The organism is Thalassotalea litorea, assembly GCF_043642205.1.
GTDB classification, from domain to species: domain Bacteria; phylum Pseudomonadota; class Gammaproteobacteria; order Enterobacterales; family Alteromonadaceae; genus Thalassotalea_A; species Thalassotalea_A litorea.
The window spans coordinates 1-19530 of record NZ_JBHZSG010000017.1; the positions used below are offsets into that span (position 1 = coordinate 1).

17 protein-coding genes are annotated in these 19530 nt (G+C 43.4%); 1 reads left to right on the top strand and 16 read right to left on the bottom strand.

Annotated elements, in window-relative coordinates:
* Positions 1-1180: 1180 nt before the first annotated feature.
* From ACHUFQ_RS09570 to rppH, 5 genes are all read right to left on the bottom strand, one after another.
* Positions 1181-2032 carry a thymidylate synthase gene (locus ACHUFQ_RS09570; RefSeq protein ID WP_394175056.1) on the bottom strand — a complete coding sequence of 284 codons (852 nt, stop codon included), beginning with the start codon at positions 2030-2032 and terminating at the stop codon, positions 1181-1183.
* Complete coding sequence (gene lgt / locus ACHUFQ_RS09575; protein WP_394175058.1) at positions 2029-2880, bottom strand: prolipoprotein diacylglyceryl transferase; 852 nt, start codon at positions 2878-2880, stop codon at positions 2029-2031. The genes ACHUFQ_RS09570 and lgt overlap by 4 nt, the downstream gene beginning before the upstream one ends.
* A 12-nt stretch (positions 2881-2892) precedes the next feature.
* Complete coding sequence (locus ACHUFQ_RS09580; protein WP_394175060.1) at positions 2893-3684, bottom strand: sulfite exporter TauE/SafE family protein; 792 nt, start codon at positions 3682-3684, stop codon at positions 2893-2895.
* A gap of 150 nt (positions 3685-3834) precedes the next feature.
* The gene (ptsP, locus tag ACHUFQ_RS09585; protein WP_394175062.1) at positions 3835-6096 is read right to left on the bottom strand and encodes a phosphoenolpyruvate--protein phosphotransferase; all 2262 of its coding nucleotides are present in this window, start codon (positions 6094-6096) and stop codon (positions 3835-3837) included.
* A gap of 223 nt (positions 6097-6319) precedes the next feature.
* Positions 6320-6862 carry an RNA pyrophosphohydrolase gene (gene rppH / locus ACHUFQ_RS09590; RefSeq protein WP_394175063.1) on the bottom strand — a complete coding sequence of 181 codons (543 nt, stop codon included), beginning with the start codon at positions 6860-6862 and terminating at the stop codon, positions 6320-6322.
* Positions 6863-7044: 182 nt separating this feature from the next.
* Between rppH and mutH the strand changes: the two genes are divergently transcribed.
* Entirely contained in the window at positions 7045-7713 is a 669-nt protein-coding gene (gene mutH, locus ACHUFQ_RS09595; RefSeq protein WP_394175065.1) for a DNA mismatch repair endonuclease MutH, read from the top strand.
* Between the two features lie 141 nt (positions 7714-7854).
* On the opposite strand, the gene ACHUFQ_RS09600 is transcribed toward mutH, so the two are convergent.
* From ACHUFQ_RS09600 to ACHUFQ_RS09650, 11 genes are all read right to left on the bottom strand, one after another.
* The gene (locus ACHUFQ_RS09600) at positions 7855-8730 is read right to left on the bottom strand and encodes a D-hexose-6-phosphate mutarotase (RefSeq protein ID WP_394175066.1); all 876 of its coding nucleotides are present in this window, start codon (positions 8728-8730) and stop codon (positions 7855-7857) included.
* A 315-nt stretch (positions 8731-9045) separates the two neighbouring features.
* Positions 9046-9990, bottom strand: a complete 945-nt coding sequence (locus ACHUFQ_RS09605) for a tetratricopeptide repeat protein (protein ID WP_394175067.1) — start codon at positions 9988-9990, stop codon at positions 9046-9048.
* Between the two features lie 403 nt (positions 9991-10393).
* A complete protein-coding gene (locus ACHUFQ_RS09610; protein ID WP_394175069.1) occupies positions 10394-11362 on the bottom strand; it encodes a type II secretion system F family protein in 969 nt (322 codons plus the stop codon).
* A gap of 30 nt (positions 11363-11392) precedes the next feature.
* Positions 11393-12361, bottom strand: coding sequence for a type II secretion system F family protein (locus ACHUFQ_RS09615; protein WP_394175070.1), 969 nt, complete (start codon positions 12359-12361; stop codon positions 11393-11395).
* Between the two features lie 50 nt (positions 12362-12411).
* Positions 12412-13728: a CpaF family protein gene (locus ACHUFQ_RS09620; RefSeq protein WP_394175072.1), complete on the bottom strand. Its 1317-nt coding sequence runs from the start codon at positions 13726-13728 to the stop codon at positions 12412-12414.
* A complete protein-coding gene (locus ACHUFQ_RS09625; protein ID WP_394175073.1) occupies positions 13725-14987 on the bottom strand; it encodes an AAA family ATPase in 1263 nt (420 codons plus the stop codon). The genes ACHUFQ_RS09620 and ACHUFQ_RS09625 overlap by 4 nt, the downstream gene beginning before the upstream one ends.
* Before the next feature lie 18 nt (positions 14988-15005).
* The gene (locus tag ACHUFQ_RS09630; protein ID WP_394175074.1) at positions 15006-15488 is read right to left on the bottom strand and encodes a TadE/TadG family type IV pilus assembly protein; all 483 of its coding nucleotides are present in this window, start codon (positions 15486-15488) and stop codon (positions 15006-15008) included.
* The gene (locus ACHUFQ_RS09635; protein ID WP_394175076.1) at positions 15481-15951 is read right to left on the bottom strand and encodes a TadE family protein; all 471 of its coding nucleotides are present in this window, start codon (positions 15949-15951) and stop codon (positions 15481-15483) included. Before ACHUFQ_RS09635 ends, ACHUFQ_RS09630 begins: the two co-directional genes overlap by 8 nt.
* A gap of 10 nt (positions 15952-15961) precedes the next feature.
* Positions 15962-17482, bottom strand: a complete 1521-nt coding sequence (locus ACHUFQ_RS09640; RefSeq protein ID WP_394175077.1) for a TadE/TadG family type IV pilus assembly protein — start codon at positions 17480-17482, stop codon at positions 15962-15964.
* Between the two features lie 65 nt (positions 17483-17547).
* Complete coding sequence (locus ACHUFQ_RS09645) at positions 17548-17961, bottom strand: hypothetical protein (protein ID WP_394175079.1); 414 nt, start codon at positions 17959-17961, stop codon at positions 17548-17550.
* A 10-nt stretch (positions 17962-17971) separates the two neighbouring features.
* Positions 17972-19510 (bottom strand): type II and III secretion system protein family protein, encoded by a 1539-nt coding sequence (locus ACHUFQ_RS09650; protein WP_394175081.1) that lies wholly within the window; start codon positions 19508-19510, stop codon positions 17972-17974.
* Positions 19511-19530 lie beyond the last annotated feature (20 nt).

Here is a 19530-nt window from a genome sequence, read left to right on the forward strand (position 1 = left end):
TCAATAAAATCTATGTGGTAACTGAACCTCTGCCCTAACTCTGAGTTGTGCACAAACTTAATGTGATTGGTATAAAGGTCCGCTGTGCAAAAATCTTTGTGTCGAGTTTTAGGTTGGAGGACTTCGTCGGGTGGATAAAACTGTAACCCCGACAGAGCTTTAGATGACGGGTTTCTAAGGGAAAGGAAGCATCATCTTTTTCAATAAAGTTGTCGCCTTCAAAACGCAGGACATCCTCGCTCAAAGCTCCATGCCAATCTCATCCAAGCACCAGTCACCGTTCCCTAAGTACCCTGCTAACGTCATCCCAAACGAACATTCGTTCGCCCCTTCCGTCATCCTCACGGAAGTGGGGATCTGCTTTTGCATTAGATTCCCAGTAGTATCTGGGAATGACGGGAAGGCTTTCGTTTTTTAAAACGAAAGACATCCTCGCCCAAGTACCATGTCAGCGTTTCCTAAGTACCCTGCTAACGTCATCCCAAACGAACATTCGTTCGCCCCTTCCGTCATCCTCACGAAAGTGGGGATCTGGGAATGACGAGAAGGCTTTCGGTTTTTAACACGCACGTCATCCTCGCCCAAGTACCATGTCAGCGTTTCCTAAGTACCCTGCTAACGTCAACCAAAACGAACATTCGTTCGCCCCTTCCGTCATCCTCACGAAAGTGGGGATCTGCTTTTGCATTAGATTCCCAGTAGTATCTGGGAATGACGGGAAGGTTTTCGTTTTTATCACGCACGTCATCCTCACGGAAGTGGGGATCTGCTTTTTCGTCAGATTCCCAGTAGTGTCAGGGAAAGACGGGAAGGCTTTCGGTTTTAAACACGCACGTTATCCCAAACGAACATTAATTCCCCTTCCGTCATCCTCACGGAAGTGGAGATCTGCTTTTATTTTAGATTCCCAGTAGTGTCTGGGAATGACGGGAAGGTAACTGCTGGCAGTTTAGGAGTGGAGGCTGCGCGGGTGGATAAAACACTCCAACCATCGTGTTTTTAGGTGACAGCATTCGCGGTGACAACGAGCAGCCTTTGCTTAAATTTAAAAGCAGCTGTTCAACTGTCCGAAAATATTTAATACAGGACTGTCACCGTTCGAATTTTGATTCGAACTGACACCTGACTCAGTGCCGTTACTGAGTCTGTCACCATTGTCACCTTTTCCATTTTCCGTCTATTAAACGGAAAATGGATATTGAATCGGATCGTGGTGTTGATAACCTTCCACCTCAAAGTCATCCATGGTTACCCAAGTCTCCAAGTCCTTTAATGATTTAATTTCTGGATTAATCTTAAGCTTAGGTGCCGGGAAAGGATCGCGTTTTAATTGCACGTCTCGCATCAAATCTAACTGATCTTCATAAATATGGGCATTAACGATTTTATGATACGCCTTACCTGGTTTCTTACCGGTAATCTGCGCCATTAATGCCAGGAACGTAAACACCTGGATCTGGTTAAAGTTCAATCCAAGCGGCACATCACAAGAACGTTGGAAACTGGTCAGATATAAGGTATCGCCCAACAACGAAAAATTATGAGTATGCATACAGGGACGCAAACACCCCATATGAAATTCACCAGGGTTGTAAAAGCTGAGAATTTCGCCACGATCATCAATACCATTTTTCAGATTTTCAACAATCTTCGCCAGTTGATCAACATGGCCGCCATCAGGTTTTTGCCAGGACCGTCCCTGCACCCCGTAAACGCGCCCCATATCGTCTTCCCCTTTGCGATGGGGATTATTCAACCAGTCACTGTTTTCATTAGCATTGGCATTCCAGGTTGGTGTACCTAGCGCCCGGAAATCTGCGGCATTGTCATAGCCGCGAATGTATCCGATAAGCTCGGCTATGGCGGCTTTATAAAAACTTTTGCGCGTGGTTATCAGTGGAAAATGATTACCCGCAACATCATAGGTTAAATCGGCATCAATCACCGTCAAACAGCGCTTACCCGTGCGTTTGTTTTCTACCCATTCACCTTCATCCAGGATACGTTGACATAAGTCTAGATATTGTTTCATTTTGCCACCCCCTTAGCTTTAGCTGTTTTCTTGGTCGTTTTTGGCTGCTCAGGAATACTGGATTTCGTCAATGCCCAAATAATTAAACCCATACCCGCGATGACCATAGGTAACGACAATAGCTGCCCCATAGATAATGCCGATACCAGTAACCCCAAGTGGGCGTCTGGTTCACGGAAAAACTCGATAAACATGCGAAACAGCCCATAACCGGCTAAAAACAGACCGGATGCAAGACCGGTAGGGCGAGGCTTTTTACAAACCAGATAAATGATGGCGAATAACACCACGCCTTCTAAAAAGAATTCATATAACTGCGAAGGGTGACGCGGCAATTGTTCAGGATCGTTGGGAAATACCATTGCCCAGGGCACATCGGTTTCGCGTCCCCAAAGTTCTGCATTGATAAAATTACCAATACGTCCGGCTCCTAAGCCCAGTGGTACCAGTGGGGCGGCAAAGTCGCCGACTTCGAGGAAGGATTTCTTTTCTTTGCGCGCGAAAAATGCGATCGCCAGTATGACCCCAATCAAGCCACCATGGAACGACATGCCGCCTTTCCATATTTCAAATAGATACAGTGGATCGGCGATAAAATGTTGCCACTGATAAAACACAACGTAGCCGACGCGGCCACCGATAATAACCCCTAAAAAGCCATAAAAGAGCAAGTCACCAACTTGATCCCGAGTCCAACGTCCACCACTGCGGTCCGCGGCCTTATTGGCAATCACTAACGCTAAAATAAAGCCTACCAGATACATCATGCCATACCAGCGCAATGCCAATGGGCCAATACTTACAATAATCGGGTCAATTTCTGGAAATTGAATCGCCGCAAAACTCATAAAGAATCCCTGTTAAATCATCATTTCAATTGCTACCACAATCAGAAAGGCAGCAAATACTTTTTTTATTGTTTTCACTGGTAACCGGGTCGCCAGTTTAACGCCATACGAAGCCAATATCGTTGATGTCAGAGAAATCCCTAACACCGCAGGAAGATATACATAGCCAATACTCCAGTCCGGGGTATTGGTATTCCCCATACCTGCAACGATATAGGCAATTGTTCCAAATAGGGAAACAATCATACCACAGGCTGTTGAAACACCAATGGCCCGAAGAATATTTACACCACAATAGGTTAAAAACGGCACCATAATCGCGCCACCACTGATCCCCATTAGGCTGCCAATAACGCCGGTCACTACTGCTATACCTCTTAGCACGCCTTTACCTGGCAAATTTCGGTGCACTGTCTGACGGATGGAAAACAACATATAACAGGCCAGCAAAATTACAAAACTGGAGAAAAATATAGTTAACGCTTTGGTGGATAATTCATCGGCGATTACCGCACCGGATACAGCGCCGATAGCGATAAACGGCGCCAGAAGCTTGGCCAAAGGCAGAGGAATATTGCCAATTTTGTAGTGATTAAAAGCGGCCGTGGAAGAAGTGACGACGATAGACGCTAAGGAGGTAGCTAACGCGATATGCAGGGCAATCTCACCGTGAATGTCCAGCATTGGCAATACAAATACCAGGGCGGGAACAATTATCAACCCGCCACCGATGCCAAGCAGGCCGGCGAGAAAACCAACCAGCATGCCCAGTGCCATACATATCAAAAAAACGGTTAAAAACATCGGATACCAAATACAAAAGAGGACGGTGCGTTTATACCAATCATGTGTATTAAACATTTAACCGTTAACGAGTTCAGGAAGCGAAGCCATGATTAACAGTCGCTTTTCGAACCCTGCTAAAAAAGCAGATTTAAGGCGCTAGTTAGATCATTATTTACCCGCACGAATAAAACCACCAAACCCTAATTGCTCGAGTTGCTGATTAATATACTGACGCACCGCAACGGCTGTTTCTAATTGTAAACAAGTTTCCAGCATATGTCTGGCATGATGCGCAGATATATGTCGAATAACCCACTTAATGCGGGGAATATTAAAACTATTCATACTGAGCTTGTCATAGCCCATCGCCAGTAACAAAATGGCGCCACCGGGCTCGGCGGCTAGTTCGCCGCACAAACACAAAGACACCCGTTTTTCACGCGATTGTTTGGCAATATAATTCAGCGCTCTTAACACCGCAGGATGAAACGCATCATATAAGGACGCGACCCTTTCATTATTGCGATCAACGGCCAACAGGTACTGGGTTAAATCATTACTTCCTACCGAGATGAAATCTACCCGCTCAACCAGTTGAGAAATCTGGAATATCATAGAAGGCACTTCCAGCATCACACCAACTTTCGGCATGCTAATGCTGATGGATTGTTCCTGAACAATTTCCTGATGCGCCTGATTAATCAATCGCAATGCCTCGTCGACTTCCTGCAAGGAGGTGATCATAGGTAACAAAATTTGCAGGTTTTCCAGGCCAATATTAGCCCGGATCATCGCTCGGACCTGAACTAAGAAGATTTCCGGGTGATCTAATGTGACCCGAATTCCCCGCCAACCGAGAAACGGATTCGCTTCATTTATCGGGAAGTATTCAAGGGTTTTGTCGCCGCCAATATCTAGAGTACGCATAACCACGGATTGTCCCGAAAATGACGCAAGCACATTTTGATAAGCCGACATTTGCTCCTGCTCGGATGGAAAGCGGGTACGTTCCATAAAGGCAATTTCGGTTCGATATAGTCCAATTCCGCTTGCCCCTTGTTTCATCGACTGATCGAATTCCGCCACTAAGCCTGCATTCATCAAGAGTTCAATCGTATGACCATCCTCGGTCACCGGTTCGAGATCTGTGACCTGCCGAACCTTTTGTTGCAACTCACTTTCCTCATCCATGAGTGCCTGATAATGCTGCATCTGCTGGACAGAAGGTGATAAGAAGACTTCTCCGGAATAACCGTCGACGATGGCGGGTCGACCTACAAAGCTGGTAAGCGGTAAATTGCCAACGCCCATGATGGCGGGAATACCTAGTGCGCGGGCCAGAATAACCGCGTGGGAATTTATCGATCCCGACAATGAGATAATGGCGCGCAATCCTTTGTGTTGATATTCCGCCAGTAAAGAAGCCGTAACTTCCTGAGCAACAAGAATTAAATCGTCAGGCAAGCGAGTATGTTTTTGCTGGTAATCCTGTAAATGCAAGAGAACGCGATTGCCCAAATCGCGAATATCCACCGCGCGTTCGCGAATATAGCTGTCTTCAACCGCTTCAAACTGTACCACATAGCGATCAATCACCAGCTTTAACGCACTTTCAGCGTCCCAGCCGGCATCAATATTTTGTTCGATGTCGGTGCCAATACTGGCGCTTGATAGCATCTGTTGATACATATCAAAAATTTCCAGAGTATCCTGAGGGATAGCACCACTCATCCGGCTTCGCATCTGGCTCATATCGCGATAGGTTCGGGCAATTGCTATGCGTAAGCGCTTCTTTTGTTTGGATTTATTACCTTGCTTGGTTGGCGTGATGAGTTGCAAATCCGCTAACGGCCTGCTGACAAAACATTGTCCGGATGCTAATCCTGTGGCACCAGGAATTGCCCGTAAATGGGTTTTATCAACCCGTTTGCACATGGCCGATATCACGCCTCGAGATTCGGCACTGCTTAACGTAGTCGCCAACTGCGCACTCAGGGTAACCAAAAAAGCTTCTTCGTTTTCGGTAAATTGACGGGATTCTTTTTGCTGGACCGAAATGATACCTATGACGCGGCGTTGATGGATGATAGGCGTCCCGAGAAAGGCGTTAAAGGCGTCTTCCTTAACTTCCGGGGCATGTTTAAATCGGGGATGTCGTTGCGCATTGGCTATATTGATGGGCTCTTCCCGCTGACCCACCAGGCCAACCAAGCCTTCGTTAAAACCAATTCTGACCTGACCAAGCGAATCCTTCGCCAAACCGTCGGAGGCCATTAACAAAAAATGCTGCAACTCTTGATTGGCAAGATATATCGAGCAACATTCGGTATTCATGGCGGTTTTAACTTGCGACACTAAAGTTTGCAAAGCCGAGTCTAATTCTGGCTCTTGCCCGAACGCTAATACAATTCGCCTTAGTGTGGTTAACATAACAATCCTTTATTAATCGGTGCTATCAAGGCTGTGAACCTGATAACGTGTAATACGAGTTTTCGTCACTTAACGTGTGCACCTGGAATGACATTCCCAAATTCACGACTCTAACCTGCCCTGTTTACTCTGAAACCTGAATCCTGAGCTCGGTACCCATTTTACCCGTCAGAGCAAAAAAGCTGTGAAACTTACGTTACACAGCTTTTTAACTACATAATGATCACTTGTAATGTCGTCGTTTGCCACCGCGTTTCGATGCATCTCGATGCGGGGTGTTATCTTTTCGCATCGTTGGCAAAGCCACCGGTGCAAATTCTTTCATAACCCGACGATAAACGTCTCTTTTAAAGGACACTACCTGGCGAACCGGATACCAATAACTGACCCAACGCCAGTCATCAAACTCCGGATGAGAGGAATGCAGTAAGTTAACATCCTCGTCTTTGCAGAGCAGTTTCAGCAAAAACCATTTTTGTTTTTGCCCAATACAGACAGGGTTACTGTCATGGCGAATTAAACGTTTGGGTAAGCGATACTTTAACCAATGCTTCGTGCTCGCCATTATCTCCACTTGATGAGGTTTTAATCCAACTTCCTCAAATAACTCCCGGTACATCGTTTGTTCGGCAGATTCTCCTTTATCGACACCACCTTGCGGATATTGCCAGGAATGTTGCCCGTAACGGCGCGCCCAAAAGACTTGTCCTTTGCCGTTTGTAATCACTATGCCGACATTGGCTCGATAGCCTTCGGCATCAATCACATGAACTCCCGTTCAAAAAAATGTTCTATAACTTGATTCTTCCACAATACTCATCGTTGAGCAAATATTGCTTGTATTTATTTGTCTGATGTCTCTACCTGGTAACGAGTGTCATTTAATGGTTGCCTGCCTCAGCAAACCTCTCGATAATAACCACAACTTTGTTGTTGAGTATGTAAACCGTGTTAACACCTGAATCTGAAAATCAGTTAATGCAATCGGCACTGCGCTTGTCGGGCATGACACTAGGCGATCTTGCAAATAATCTAAACATTGCTGTGCCTGAGAACTTAAACAAAGAAAAAGGCTGGATCGGATTATTGCTAGAGCGCGCGCTAGGCGCCAGTGCTGGCTCAAAGCCACTGCCGGACTTTCCGGAGTTGGGAATCGAGTTAAAAACATTGCCAATCGATCGCAATGCCAAGGTATTAGAAACGACGTTTGTCAGTGTCGCCCCGTTAACTGGGATGTCCGGGGTTACCTGGCATACCAGCCATGTTAAACATAAAATGGCCAAAGTACTGTGGGTACCGATTATTTCTGAGCGGCAACTGCCAGTGGCAGAACGGGTCATTTGCACACCATTTATGTGGCAACCCAACCCGAAAGAAGAAGCGCTGTTACAAGCCGACTGGCAAGAGTTGACCGACATGATCGTGCTCGGTGAAGTGGAGAAAATTAACGGCAAGTATGGTGAAGTATTACAGCTTCGACCGAAAGCGGCCAATAGCAAGGCCAAAACCAATGCCTTTGATAAGAATGGCAGACCGTTTCAAACCCTGCCAAGGGGCTTTTATTTAAAAACGGCGTTTACCCAGCAACTGCTTAACCGTCACTTACGGGTGAACTAACGCTAAACACGTGACGCTCAGAAAGCCCATATAGGACGAATAAATCCTTACCAAAGTAGCAACTGCTTACCGTAATCTTTCGTCTATAACGGTGAATGTGCTCACACCGACGAGTGACGAACAGAAGGAAACACGATGTCGCTATAAATTGTAAACTTTGATTTCTTGACCAAAGGTCACGGTTTCACCAGGGTCAACTTTGGTCCAACTCGTATTACCGGCTTCAACACACACAAATTCCTGTTCTCCTCCGTCATGAATATCAGTCATGGTGTTGGCTAAGTCTTCCCCTGGGTTCCAAACGATCCATTGGGCGGAGTTAAATTTGCTTATCTCGATGATTCTTTTTAGACCTTTATCAACTAAAGTCACTGTTTTATCCAAGTGATACACTCTATCCACCGGCCCTTCAATATTTTTAAGTTCCTGAGGTTTACAACCCTGAACCTCGATTATTTTGTCATCAAACCAGGCCAAATTGACTTCAGGTAAACGAACGTTACTCGGGGAGCTGACTGAGAAATAGCTGTGTAGTGCATGCGTAAATGAAAATTGTTGCTGGCTATTATTCGTGACTGTCATGGTTTGTGTCAGGGTATCGGCAAAACGCAAACGTTGTTCAATTGTAAAACTACCAGGCCAGACTGGGGACAACTGTTGTCCAGACAAGCTTAATACAAGTGTAATATGATCCGGCTGATACTCGACGTCTTGCAAAAGCCAGGTGTTGTTGCGAGCAAAACCATGGTTACCCTGCCCTTGAAAGTCACCAAACCAAGGCCAGCAAACGGGGATCCCTCCACGTATCGCTTTGCTACCATCTAAAGGCGAATCATCACTGCACCAAAGTACCGGTTGTTGCCCTTGAGGTTGCCACGATAAAACCTGACCTCCAAACAATGATACCTTAGCGTGAAACCCAGGATGAGTGATATCCAATACAGTGGATTGTTTATTAACAATGTTTTCCTTTACAGAGCCATACGATGAATTAGGAACTACAATACTGTCAATCATTACGGCCTCGTTAAACAAAGGAAAAATAGAAGATTTATCAGAAAATGAATTAGAACATACATCATCGCCAGTTGTGAATATTTAATATTGCTAGCTTACTTTTATTTCTTTGTTTGTTGTTTGCTATTTGTTGTTTGTTATTTGATGTACGTTTTAAGTAGCCTAATTCGGCATATTGCGTAAGACGGTTGCTTATAAATTTGAGTTTAGAACTACTTATAAGTTTCAGTTTAAAATTACTTCACGTTTAGCGTTATTTGCTTGTCAAATGCTTGTGAATTACTCAGCACTTTTAGACAAATGAATCTTAGCCAATTACTTTTTCCCTACACTCTCCAATTCTTGCGCACCATACCCAGGCGTATCTTGCTGACTGATCCGTTCTTCATTTTGCAAGATTTTCAATTGCTCTAAATTCACCTGAGCTTTTTTAAAATAGCGTGGCGATAAATCGATAGCCTTTTGAAAAAAAACTTCCGCTTGCGTCAGTCGCCCTTCGAGCATTACAAAATAACCCAAATCATTATATGCTTCGTATTCCGGCATCACTTGCTTTAAAGTTTTAATCGCTCGTTCATATTGCTGAGTTCTCGCATATATCAAACCCAAATTAGTCCAGGCTCGATTAAACTCAGGTTGTTGGCGAATCGCTTGCTTAAATTGCTGCTCAGCTTGTTTATATTCACCACTTAAATAGAAGGAATAGCCTAGATTAGAGCGGATGTTGACAGCCTTAGGGTCTGCGAGCAATGCCAAATGATAACAATCTCTAGCTTTCTGAAACAGCTTATCCATATCATAAATAACGCCGAGTGCATTATACGCCAGCAACGGAGATTTATTATCCGGGATTCGATAGTCTTGGTATTTCTTCGCACCTTGTTTAGATAAACGTTTTTGATCGTTATTAAGTGCGACGGTTAAATGCTGTTTCGCTTGTATATACTCTCGTTGATTTAGATGATGTACACCGACAGCCTGGCGTGCTTCCACATTTTGTGGCGCTAAGCCGACAACTTCTTGGTAGGCTTTAAAGGATAACTCGTCGTTACCAAGCTGGGCATGAATTCTGGCTATTTGCAGATAAACCTGAGAATCTTCTGCATCAAAATCAAGGCTTCGAACATAAGCTAACAAAGCCGTTTCCAAATCCCCATTTAATTTGGCCTGCTCTGCTTTGGCTATAGCTTCCTCTTTCGTTTTAAATGGTATTTGTGTTTCAGAATTATCCTTGGCCAACGATTGTTGTGATTCGTTCATTGACGATTCTGTTGAACTGCAGCCAGTAATAAATAACAACAGACAGACCATGAGAGCTGTAACAAGCTGATGGTTATATTGATTCATCAAAAGTTGCTTCCTGTTGGATTCTTTCAAATTAGATCGTACCTGCATAGATTGCATATTTTGATTCTCTTTTAAGCGTTATTGCTATCCGTTAGTGCTTTCCGGAATTACTATCCGTTAGCGCAATGCTCCTTTTGGCTAGCTGTGCTGATTAATTCACTTCATCCCTAGCTATTTTCGTGATTAACTACCTTGATGAACTTTGTATTTTGTATGTTTAACTTTTTAAATTAGCTTGTCTCTTTTAGTGCATCTATTAATGTCGCAATTTGTTTTATTGCCTTTGTTCCCCCAATACAGGTTTAACGTCCGACTACTAAAACGCTTTATCCCAGACACTCATCACCTTTAATACTGCAGGTCCAACCGCGACAATGAAAAACGATGGCCAGATACAAATTAACATCGGGAACAACATTTTCACCCCAAGCTTACCAGCCTTTTCTTCCGCTTCCTGCATGCGTTTATCGCGATATTCATCGGCATACACTCGCAATGTTTGCGCGATCCCTGTACCCAATCGCATACTTTGTACGAGCACAGCATTAAGGCCTCGAATATCTTCAAGCCCGGTGCGCTCAGAAAACTCATGTAACGCATCTTGCATTGAATAACCCACCCGTACTTTACTGCAAACGAGGGTAATTTCATGGGATAGTTCAGGATGCACTAATTCAATTTCCTTACCTACCCGCTGAAACGCTTCAAGTAAACCTAATCCTGACTCACAACAGACAACCAAAAGATCCAGTGCATCGGGGAAAAACCGTCTAAGGCCGATCATTCTTTTTTTTGCAAGGTGGGTTAACACCAACCCTGGTAATAAATATCCCAAGCCAACAATTAACAGTACAATATAGACACTCACCAATGTGCTTAATTCCGGGTTTAAGCGTAAGATTGTAAAAGCGACCAGACCAAACACTAATAACAATATCAATTTCAGTGCATTGTATACTTTCAAAGCATTGTCAGAATGATAACCAGCGTGAATTAATAAGCGCCTTGCATCCTTATCCCCCTTAGATGGATTGCCAGCTAAGGGTATCTTCGATAAATTTTGCTCTAAGGAATGTTTAAAATAATCCACATTTGATTGGTTTTGCCTGCCATCTTCCGACATACCACCCAGTTTGGCCTTAACTGGCGAATACACACCTGAAACAAATAAATTAAGTGCTATGGCCAATGTGACGCCTGCTGCGCCAGCAACTGCATAAAACACCCAGGTTGCTGCTTGCGGGTTATCGACAACACCGTTAATTAACCCCATTAAATATTCCATAACCTCCCCCTTCGATTGCTATTGTTCATGTTAAACATCAATTTGAATCAATTTGCCAATCCACCAGATACCAAGCACCATTCCTAATCCTCCCCACTTAAGAAGATTTAAACCGTCAGGTGTATTGATTAAGGTGCCTATATACCCAGGTGATGTCATATACAGTACCGCGAATAGTACAAATGGCGTTAACACCAACACCCAGCCGGACATGCGCCCTTCCGCGGTCAGGGTTTTTACCTTTCGTTTAAATTTAAAACGTTTACGAATAACGTCCGACAACCCTTCGACTTTTTCCGCCAGATTACCACCAGTTTCTTTTTGAATACTCACCGAACTAGCAAAGGCCATTGCTGACGTGGTTGGCACCCGCTGCACAAATAGCACCAAAGCGGTACGAACATCGGTGCCATAATTGATTTGATTAAACAGGATATGAAATTCTTCAGTGAGCTCACCTTGAGTCTCCTCACACACCAGCTTTAACGACTCAGAAAACGCATAGCCTGCCTGCAGTGCTCGTTTTAATACGTCAAGTGCTTCAGGGAATTGCTCTTCCATTTTTTGCATGCGCTTATCAATATTACGTTTCAAATTTAGATGGAAAAGCAGTAGAACAATGAACACCACGGCGATGGAAAATATGACATCCCGACTTAGAAAAAAAACGCCAACAAAAGACATGATACTGACAAATCCTGCCAATAACGCATATTGATAGCCAAACATTTGTGAGCCAGACAAATGCAGCTTGTAGGTTAAATTGGCAGTCCAATCAAATTGTTCTAGCCAGCGCGCTATCGGCGAAAGTCTTTGCAATTTATGCTCGAGGACAAGATCAATATTACCCAGATGGTCATCGTCAACAATGTCTTTTATTTGTTTTTTAAGAAGCTTATTTTTGGCGCGTTGCGGGCTATAAACCGAGATAAAAAACGATTGTGATAAAAAGATTACCGCCGCAAACACTAGTAATAAAAATGCAACTTGATTACTCATTTTGAACTCCGGTAATATTAGATAATGACTGGGTTAACGTGCTGACTTAATTAAAATGTTGCCATTTTAAAGTCCACGCCAAACACCGAATTAGGCAAATTAATGCCTTTTAATTGCAGTTGCTTGTTAAAGTTCGGGATAACCCCAGTCGCAACAAACTCACCAAGAATATTTCCTTCTTCGTCCTTACCATTACGGGTAAATTTAAAAATTTCCGACATGGTAATAATGTCCCCTTCCATGCCGTTGATTTCCTGAATACTGGTTATCCGACGTTTACCATCTTCATTTCGTTGTAGCTGGATCACCACATCGATGGCTGAGGCAATTTGTGCGCGAATGTTATGAACTGGCATATCAAAGCCGGCCATGCAAACCATATTTTCCATCCGGCCCAATGCATCTCTTGCAGAATTTGCATGCAAAGTGGTTAATGAACCCTCATGACCGGTATTCATAGCCGCCAGCATATCGATAGCTTCGGCACCACGGACCTCACCGATAACGATTCTATCCGGACGCATCCGTAAGCAATTGCGCACTAAATCACGTTGATGAACTTCGCCTTTCCCCTCAATATTGGCCACGCGGGTTTCTAATCGGACGGTATGAGGCTGCTGTAATTGCAGTTCCGCGGAATCCTCGATGGTGATAATTCGTTCATTTGAAGGAATATAGCCAGAAAGGATATTTAATAAGGTCGTTTTACCGCTGCCGGTACCGCCCGAAATTAAAACATTTAATTTGCCTTCAACAATGGCATGGATAAACTGCCCCATTTCTTCACTCATCGAACCAAACTCGATTAATTGCTGAGCTTTTAACTTTTCAACGGTAAAACGTCGGATAGACAGGCAGGGACCATCTAGCGCTAATGGCGGGATAATGGCGTTAACCCGTGAACCATCGGCAAGACGTGCATCGACCATAGGGGTTGATTCGTCGATTCGACGACCAACACCAGAAACAATCCGGTCGATGATATTCAACAAATGCTTATTGTCATAAAACGTTACCGGCACTCTTTCTAACAAACCATGCTTTTCGACAAAGATATTGTCGAAGTTATTCACTAAGATATCGGAGATGGACGGATCAGCTAATAACGTTTCTAACGGCCCTAAACCAAGAATTTCATCAAGGATTAACTTAATTAATTTTGTTCTCGCATTGAGGTTTAACGGCTGAGAGCTTTCATTGAGTAATTGATTGCACAAATCGGTAATCTGCTCTTTGGCATCTTTTTTATCCATGGTTTCTAGCACAGAAAGATCGAGCATTTTCAATATTTTGCCAAATATTTCTTGTTTTAATGCAAGATCTTTAAGGCTTAATACATCATATTGTTGAGCATGTATAATATTCATCGCTGATTCCTGGTGTTTTTACCGGTTAAACGCGCCCAAATCCCTGGTTTACTATCGTTGAGCTCCATCGTTATCGGTGACGTTGCCCGGACGATATCGGTCAGTTCACCAGTGATATGCTTAGCACCTTCAATTTGCGCCAATGGCTTGCCTAAATCCGTTGCAGCACTTGCCAATTCGTAATTGTTTTGCACCACAAAAACAGAATCAATGCCAATCGCATTGGCAATATCCTGTAATGTAATGCTGGAGTACTTGGTGGAATATCGATTAACGATTAAGTGAATTTTCGATTTATCAATATTTTGCCAATCCACTAAGTTGCGCACCAACGCTTTCGACTCACGAATACTGGAAATATTTTGTTGAAGCACAATATAAATCACGTCTGACAATCCCACCAGATTGGTGTTGTTCATTTCTATCCCGCGAGAAAGATCGGCGATTATTAACTCAAAGTTATATCGCATTTTATTAATTAATAACGATATATCCTTGTTTTCAAAAGAACTTAACTCTGCCATGTACGAATAAGGTTTGACGGGGAGCAGGCATAGATCATGGGCTTTGCTCATCATCGACTTAATTGCGATTCCGTCAAGATTACGGACTTCCGATAACGCGTCATCGATATAATACTCAGGCTCTAATCCCATAATATTTGCCAGCGAACCATGATGAAAGTCACCGTCATACAGGGCTATTTTATCTTTATACTGTTCACTCATTATTTGACCAATGCCGTGACAGATAAAACTTGCACCTGAACCACCTTTGCCATTGAGCACAGAAATAATCGGCGCCAGTTTCAATGTTAACGCAATGCTATCAACAACACGTTCAATGGCAGGAAATATTTCATCTTCAAAATTGCCCAGTAATATAAAATCTTTGATCTGTTGTTGAATCGCCTGACGCATAATGGTTGCAGGAATATCATCGCCAACAAGAATGACCTGTTTACCGTCTGTACCTGCTCTTTCTATATCAACCACAGTTTGCGAATCCCTTGCACTGTAAACCAAAATCACCAACTGGTATTCCTCATAATTATCAGGAAAACGTTGATGAGACGACAGCGAAAAATTATTAATGTCATTGAGATACTGGCTAATACCATTACTGATAACCGGATCGCTGCAAACCAGCAAGCAATTAACAAAAAACGGTAACGCCGGGCTAGTATTATTCTGCGTTTTCTCGGTTTCGACAGTATCAATTGGCCTCGCCACATTTACCTCAAATAAATTAGTTGTCATAGCGATGTCCTGTATCGTTTAAGAACATGATGTATAGCCCCATCGAGTAACCCCTAAGCTTTCTCTGGGTAATGTGGTCGCAAACGTTGGTGAATTTAATGTCAGACTGACAAACGGAATCAAAAGATCATGTTGGTAATTGACAATTTCAGCCCTGACAAACTGAATTTCAGTATGGCTGTCAGCATCGTCAGCATTATCTTTCAAATAGCGAATTCTGAGGTTATTGGTCGTCAGATTAGGCAGCAAATTATAATCCGCAAATACGGCAAGTTCACTCATAGGTATAGGCGTTTCTATTGATGCGGGATCACTGGTATCCGCCAGTAAATTACATACCGTTGCCAGGCGGGCTCCGCGTCTCGAGACTTCGGTCAATACATTCCAGGTGAAAAATAGTCGGCCAATTTCCAAAACCGCAAACAGAAATAAAAAAAATACGGCGCCTACGACGGCAAATTCAACGGTATATACACCTTGTTGCCTCGTTTTACTAAACATCGATCACCCTCATGGTATATTGAGTTCTAATCGGAAAACCTAAATCAATTTCATTTCCTCCCATAAAATTTGGGATAAAATCAGCAAATATCGGCTGCCACTGGTACGTAACATTAATGGTAATTAGATCTCCATCAGTACTGCTAGTAACCGATAGAACCTCATCTTGATCTGCTTCAGGGAGCAATAAAGTACCAGTAGACAGCTGGCCAAACCGTAACAGCAAGGCAATTTCGGATTCTATTTGGCTAAGATCAACTACCCCTGTAGTACCTGGACTGGCATGACTGGTAGCGAATCGGGTCGCGTCTCGCACCGTTTTGGTCAGGGCATTGTATTGATATAAAAGCCGGCCAAATTCTGCAGTCGCGAACAAGAGAAACAATAAAAATGGCAATATGATGGTTAACTCTATTGCTGCTAAACCGTGTTGTTTGTTGAGTTGAGGATAAATCTTTTTCATCATAGTTCCTCTAAGAATCCGTACTATCAGGAACGTGATAAAGGACAATGGTGTAGGGTCCGTTATTATCTGTTGCTTGCCAACTAGCTGTACCTTCCGATGTGCAATTTTCAATAAATTGACCAACGATAAATGACGTTTGACCCGCTTTTCCCATCTTACTCACAGGTTGCATCACGTAAAAGCACCCTGTTCCTAGATAAGATAAAGTTGAATGACCGTTTGCATCCCCTGTACATTCTGCGATTGGAATATTAAGTATGCGGCGATAGTCTCCCACATCACCAGACGACAAAATATTATGTTCTACTATATCTCCATTGTTGCTTGTCTGGGTAGCAGATGGAAAGTCTTCAGGACAAATGAAAACTTGGTTATCTTCACCTTGGTACGTTGCTTCATAACTTGCGTGATCGTATAGATTGCTCTCTTTGTAAGTCTCTTCATTTTCATCATATATGTAATACCCAGACTCTACGATTTCTTCTGACATATTATCCATAAACGCCGTAAACCTTGAAGAAGGGTTTTCAGGCATATAATCAATAATCCTAACAATTTCAGGTAATTGATTATTAGAATCTAGATCCAAAAAGTCCCCCATACACGTATTGACATCCCTTGGGAAATCAATTGCCGGAAACTTTCCATTATCATCAAGCCCCCACCTGGTGTTCAAGCCGGCATATATTTTACCTACCATGTCACCCGTTTTTGTCTCCAAACCAGCAGTGCTTGGAGAAAAGCATATTTCATTGTTAAATGCAGCACCCGCCAAGTTTTCACTTACATAGTTAGCTCCTTTTCCCCCAGGCAAATCCACAACGTGAAAGTTCCCAGGTCCAACCTCTCCTTGGGAATTTGAACCGATTTTCAAGAGTTGTACTTCTCCATATTCATACCCAAATAAATAATCTTCCTGAGTTGATCCTTCAGGAGCAGGTAAGCCGCAAGCCAACAAAGGAGCTAAATCATTGTAACAATCGACAATTTCGGTACTTGGGCCGGCCATTGCAGACGCACTCACCTGTTTGTTAAATCCGAAAATCGTGGCTAAATAGCTATCAAGATCTAGAGCGGAAATGACAACTTTCACGTAAGTTGCTGATGGATCGGAAGAACTATTGAATGGGTCTGGGCGTTCAGAAAAATCAACCTCTAAGTAGGGGGTTACCTGCACATTCTCCGAATCAAAAGCACTATAACTAAAGCCTGATTCAAGCTCATCATTTTCTGGCGATGCTAGATTTTGATTGATGATACTAAGTGCCGCTAATCGCGCTTCACCATGAGTGGCACCTAAGTCAATTTCTTTAGCAGCATGCAAAGCCGCAGCATCTACAATGTTCTGCAAACGACTCTTACTCAAAAGCATATGTCCGCCGTCAAGGGCTAACGCACATAGTCCAATAAGCGAAAACAGAGCAATCGTAAAAACAACGATGATGTTTCCCCGCTGCTTTCTGGCTGACGTTTTGACTGCATAGTTAGAGGATAACTTGCTCATTATTGAGTTGGACATTGGCTTCATGGTGATAACCCCTTCTATCTCTACCTTAAACTTAAACTTACATCCTATTAAGTTTTTCCTCTTGGCTAATTAGTGCCGCCACTGCCACCTGAAACACCTGACGCGCTCGCTCTACCATCTTTCGGTTTGTAGGTGCTGGTGCGGTAGTTTTTTAATACTTTTGTGCCAACCTCGCCTTGCAATCCATTTACAATTCCCGCGTTGGCTGCCGGAGCGCCGGGATCAAGCTTTTGCCCTTCCATAATGGCAAGGTAATAGCCAGAGTTTTGATATTTAGTTTCCACCGTTTCCATTTCTTGCTGTTGATTGGAATCGGCATTGGCTTCATTGTTTTGTTCTGAGTTAGAGCTACAGGCGCCAAGCATTAAAACAAGTAACACTAACGCAATTTCTTGGGTGCTTGATGGTGCGCTTGTTGGTGCGTCTGAGCGCTGATATGCTTGTGGAAAAAACTGTTTAAATGGTGTGAGATTTTTCATCATTCCTTCCTTATCTTTTATTCGCTAATTCATGACCATACTTTTGCTCTGTACCGCCATCATTAGGCAATACTGCCTGATTATTTGAATCACTTTGGTATTCTTGCTTCGGTCTTGTTACCGGACGAGAAGATAAATTACCCAATAAATAGAAACTCAAATCGCCTGGCTCGACAAAGCCATCGGTTGGCAATGTGATCCCCTCTTTATTAAATGGGCGTACCAAGCGAGGTGTGACCATGATCACTAACTCAGTTTGGCCTTTAATAAACTCTTGAGAGCGAAATAGCTGTCCTAAAATAGGAATATCGCCTAAACCGGGAATTTTATTGACCGACTCACGAAAGGTATCGCTAATCAGCCCGCCAATGGCGATGGTTTGGCCATCACCTAGCTCTACTGTGGTCGATGTTGTGCGTTTAATTATCGAAGGTACTGATATGACAGAATTAGTATCTGCTGGTGCAATTGAAACAGAAGCAGAATTACTTAATTCGCTTACTAAGACTTTTAAATTTAGGTTAATTTGTCCCGAATCGAGAATTGTTGGCACGAAGCTGACTCCAACACCGAAATCCCGATACTGTATGGTTGTGCCACCATTTCCTTGACCAGGAACTGGTATCGGGAATTCGCCACCGGATAAAAATTCCGCTTCCTGACCGCTAAGAGCGGTAATATTAGGCTCGGCTAAAATTTTCGCTAAGCCATTGCGCTTTGCGACATCTAGGGCAAAATCAAATAACAGATCGCCGTCAACTAAGGACCCAAAAAAGCCTCGACCGATGGAGTCTGATAAGCCAAGTGAATCAAGTAAATTCGCTCCTGAGGCAATTCCAATATTGCCATCGCTGCCATCGATAGCAAGTAACATTTTGCTATCTAATCGTCGTGCTACCTCACTTTGAACTTCCGCAACGGTTACCTCCAGCATTACCTGGTGTCCGCCGCCAACAGACATCATATTGACAATATTACTATTACCTTTCTTGCCACCTGCTCCGGCGTAGCCCTCAGCTAAATCAACCGCCTGGCCCATTTTAGCTAAAGAACTCACCTCTCCCGTTAGCACTAATTGTCCTTGCGAGGATTCAACGCCGATAGGTTGTTCGGGTAAGTATTGATAAAGACGCTCGCGCAACGCATTTAAATCGTGAGTAACCTCAATGTTCATCACGTCAATCACTTGCTCGTTTTCATCCCAAATCAATACATTGGTATGCCCTAATGATTTGCCGACCACGTAGAGTTGATCTTTACGCAATACCAGAATGTCAGCAATTTCAGGGTTACCAATTGACACACGGTTAATATTGCCATCGACCGCTAGGTTTTTAGATTGAAATATCGGAATGGTCACCACCGAATTCTTCATTAATTCGTCTTGGCCGCCAGGGCTACTTGTACGACTCTCATCTACTCGGTTAGCACCTTTTGTCATATTTTCGGAATTTTCAGCGCTGGCATTTGAAACAAAAGCTAAGTGACCAGTCAACACCAGCAATGCGCAATGAGGTTTGAGGTATTTCAAAAATTTTAAAACTTTCATATTACGACTCTCTTAGCTCT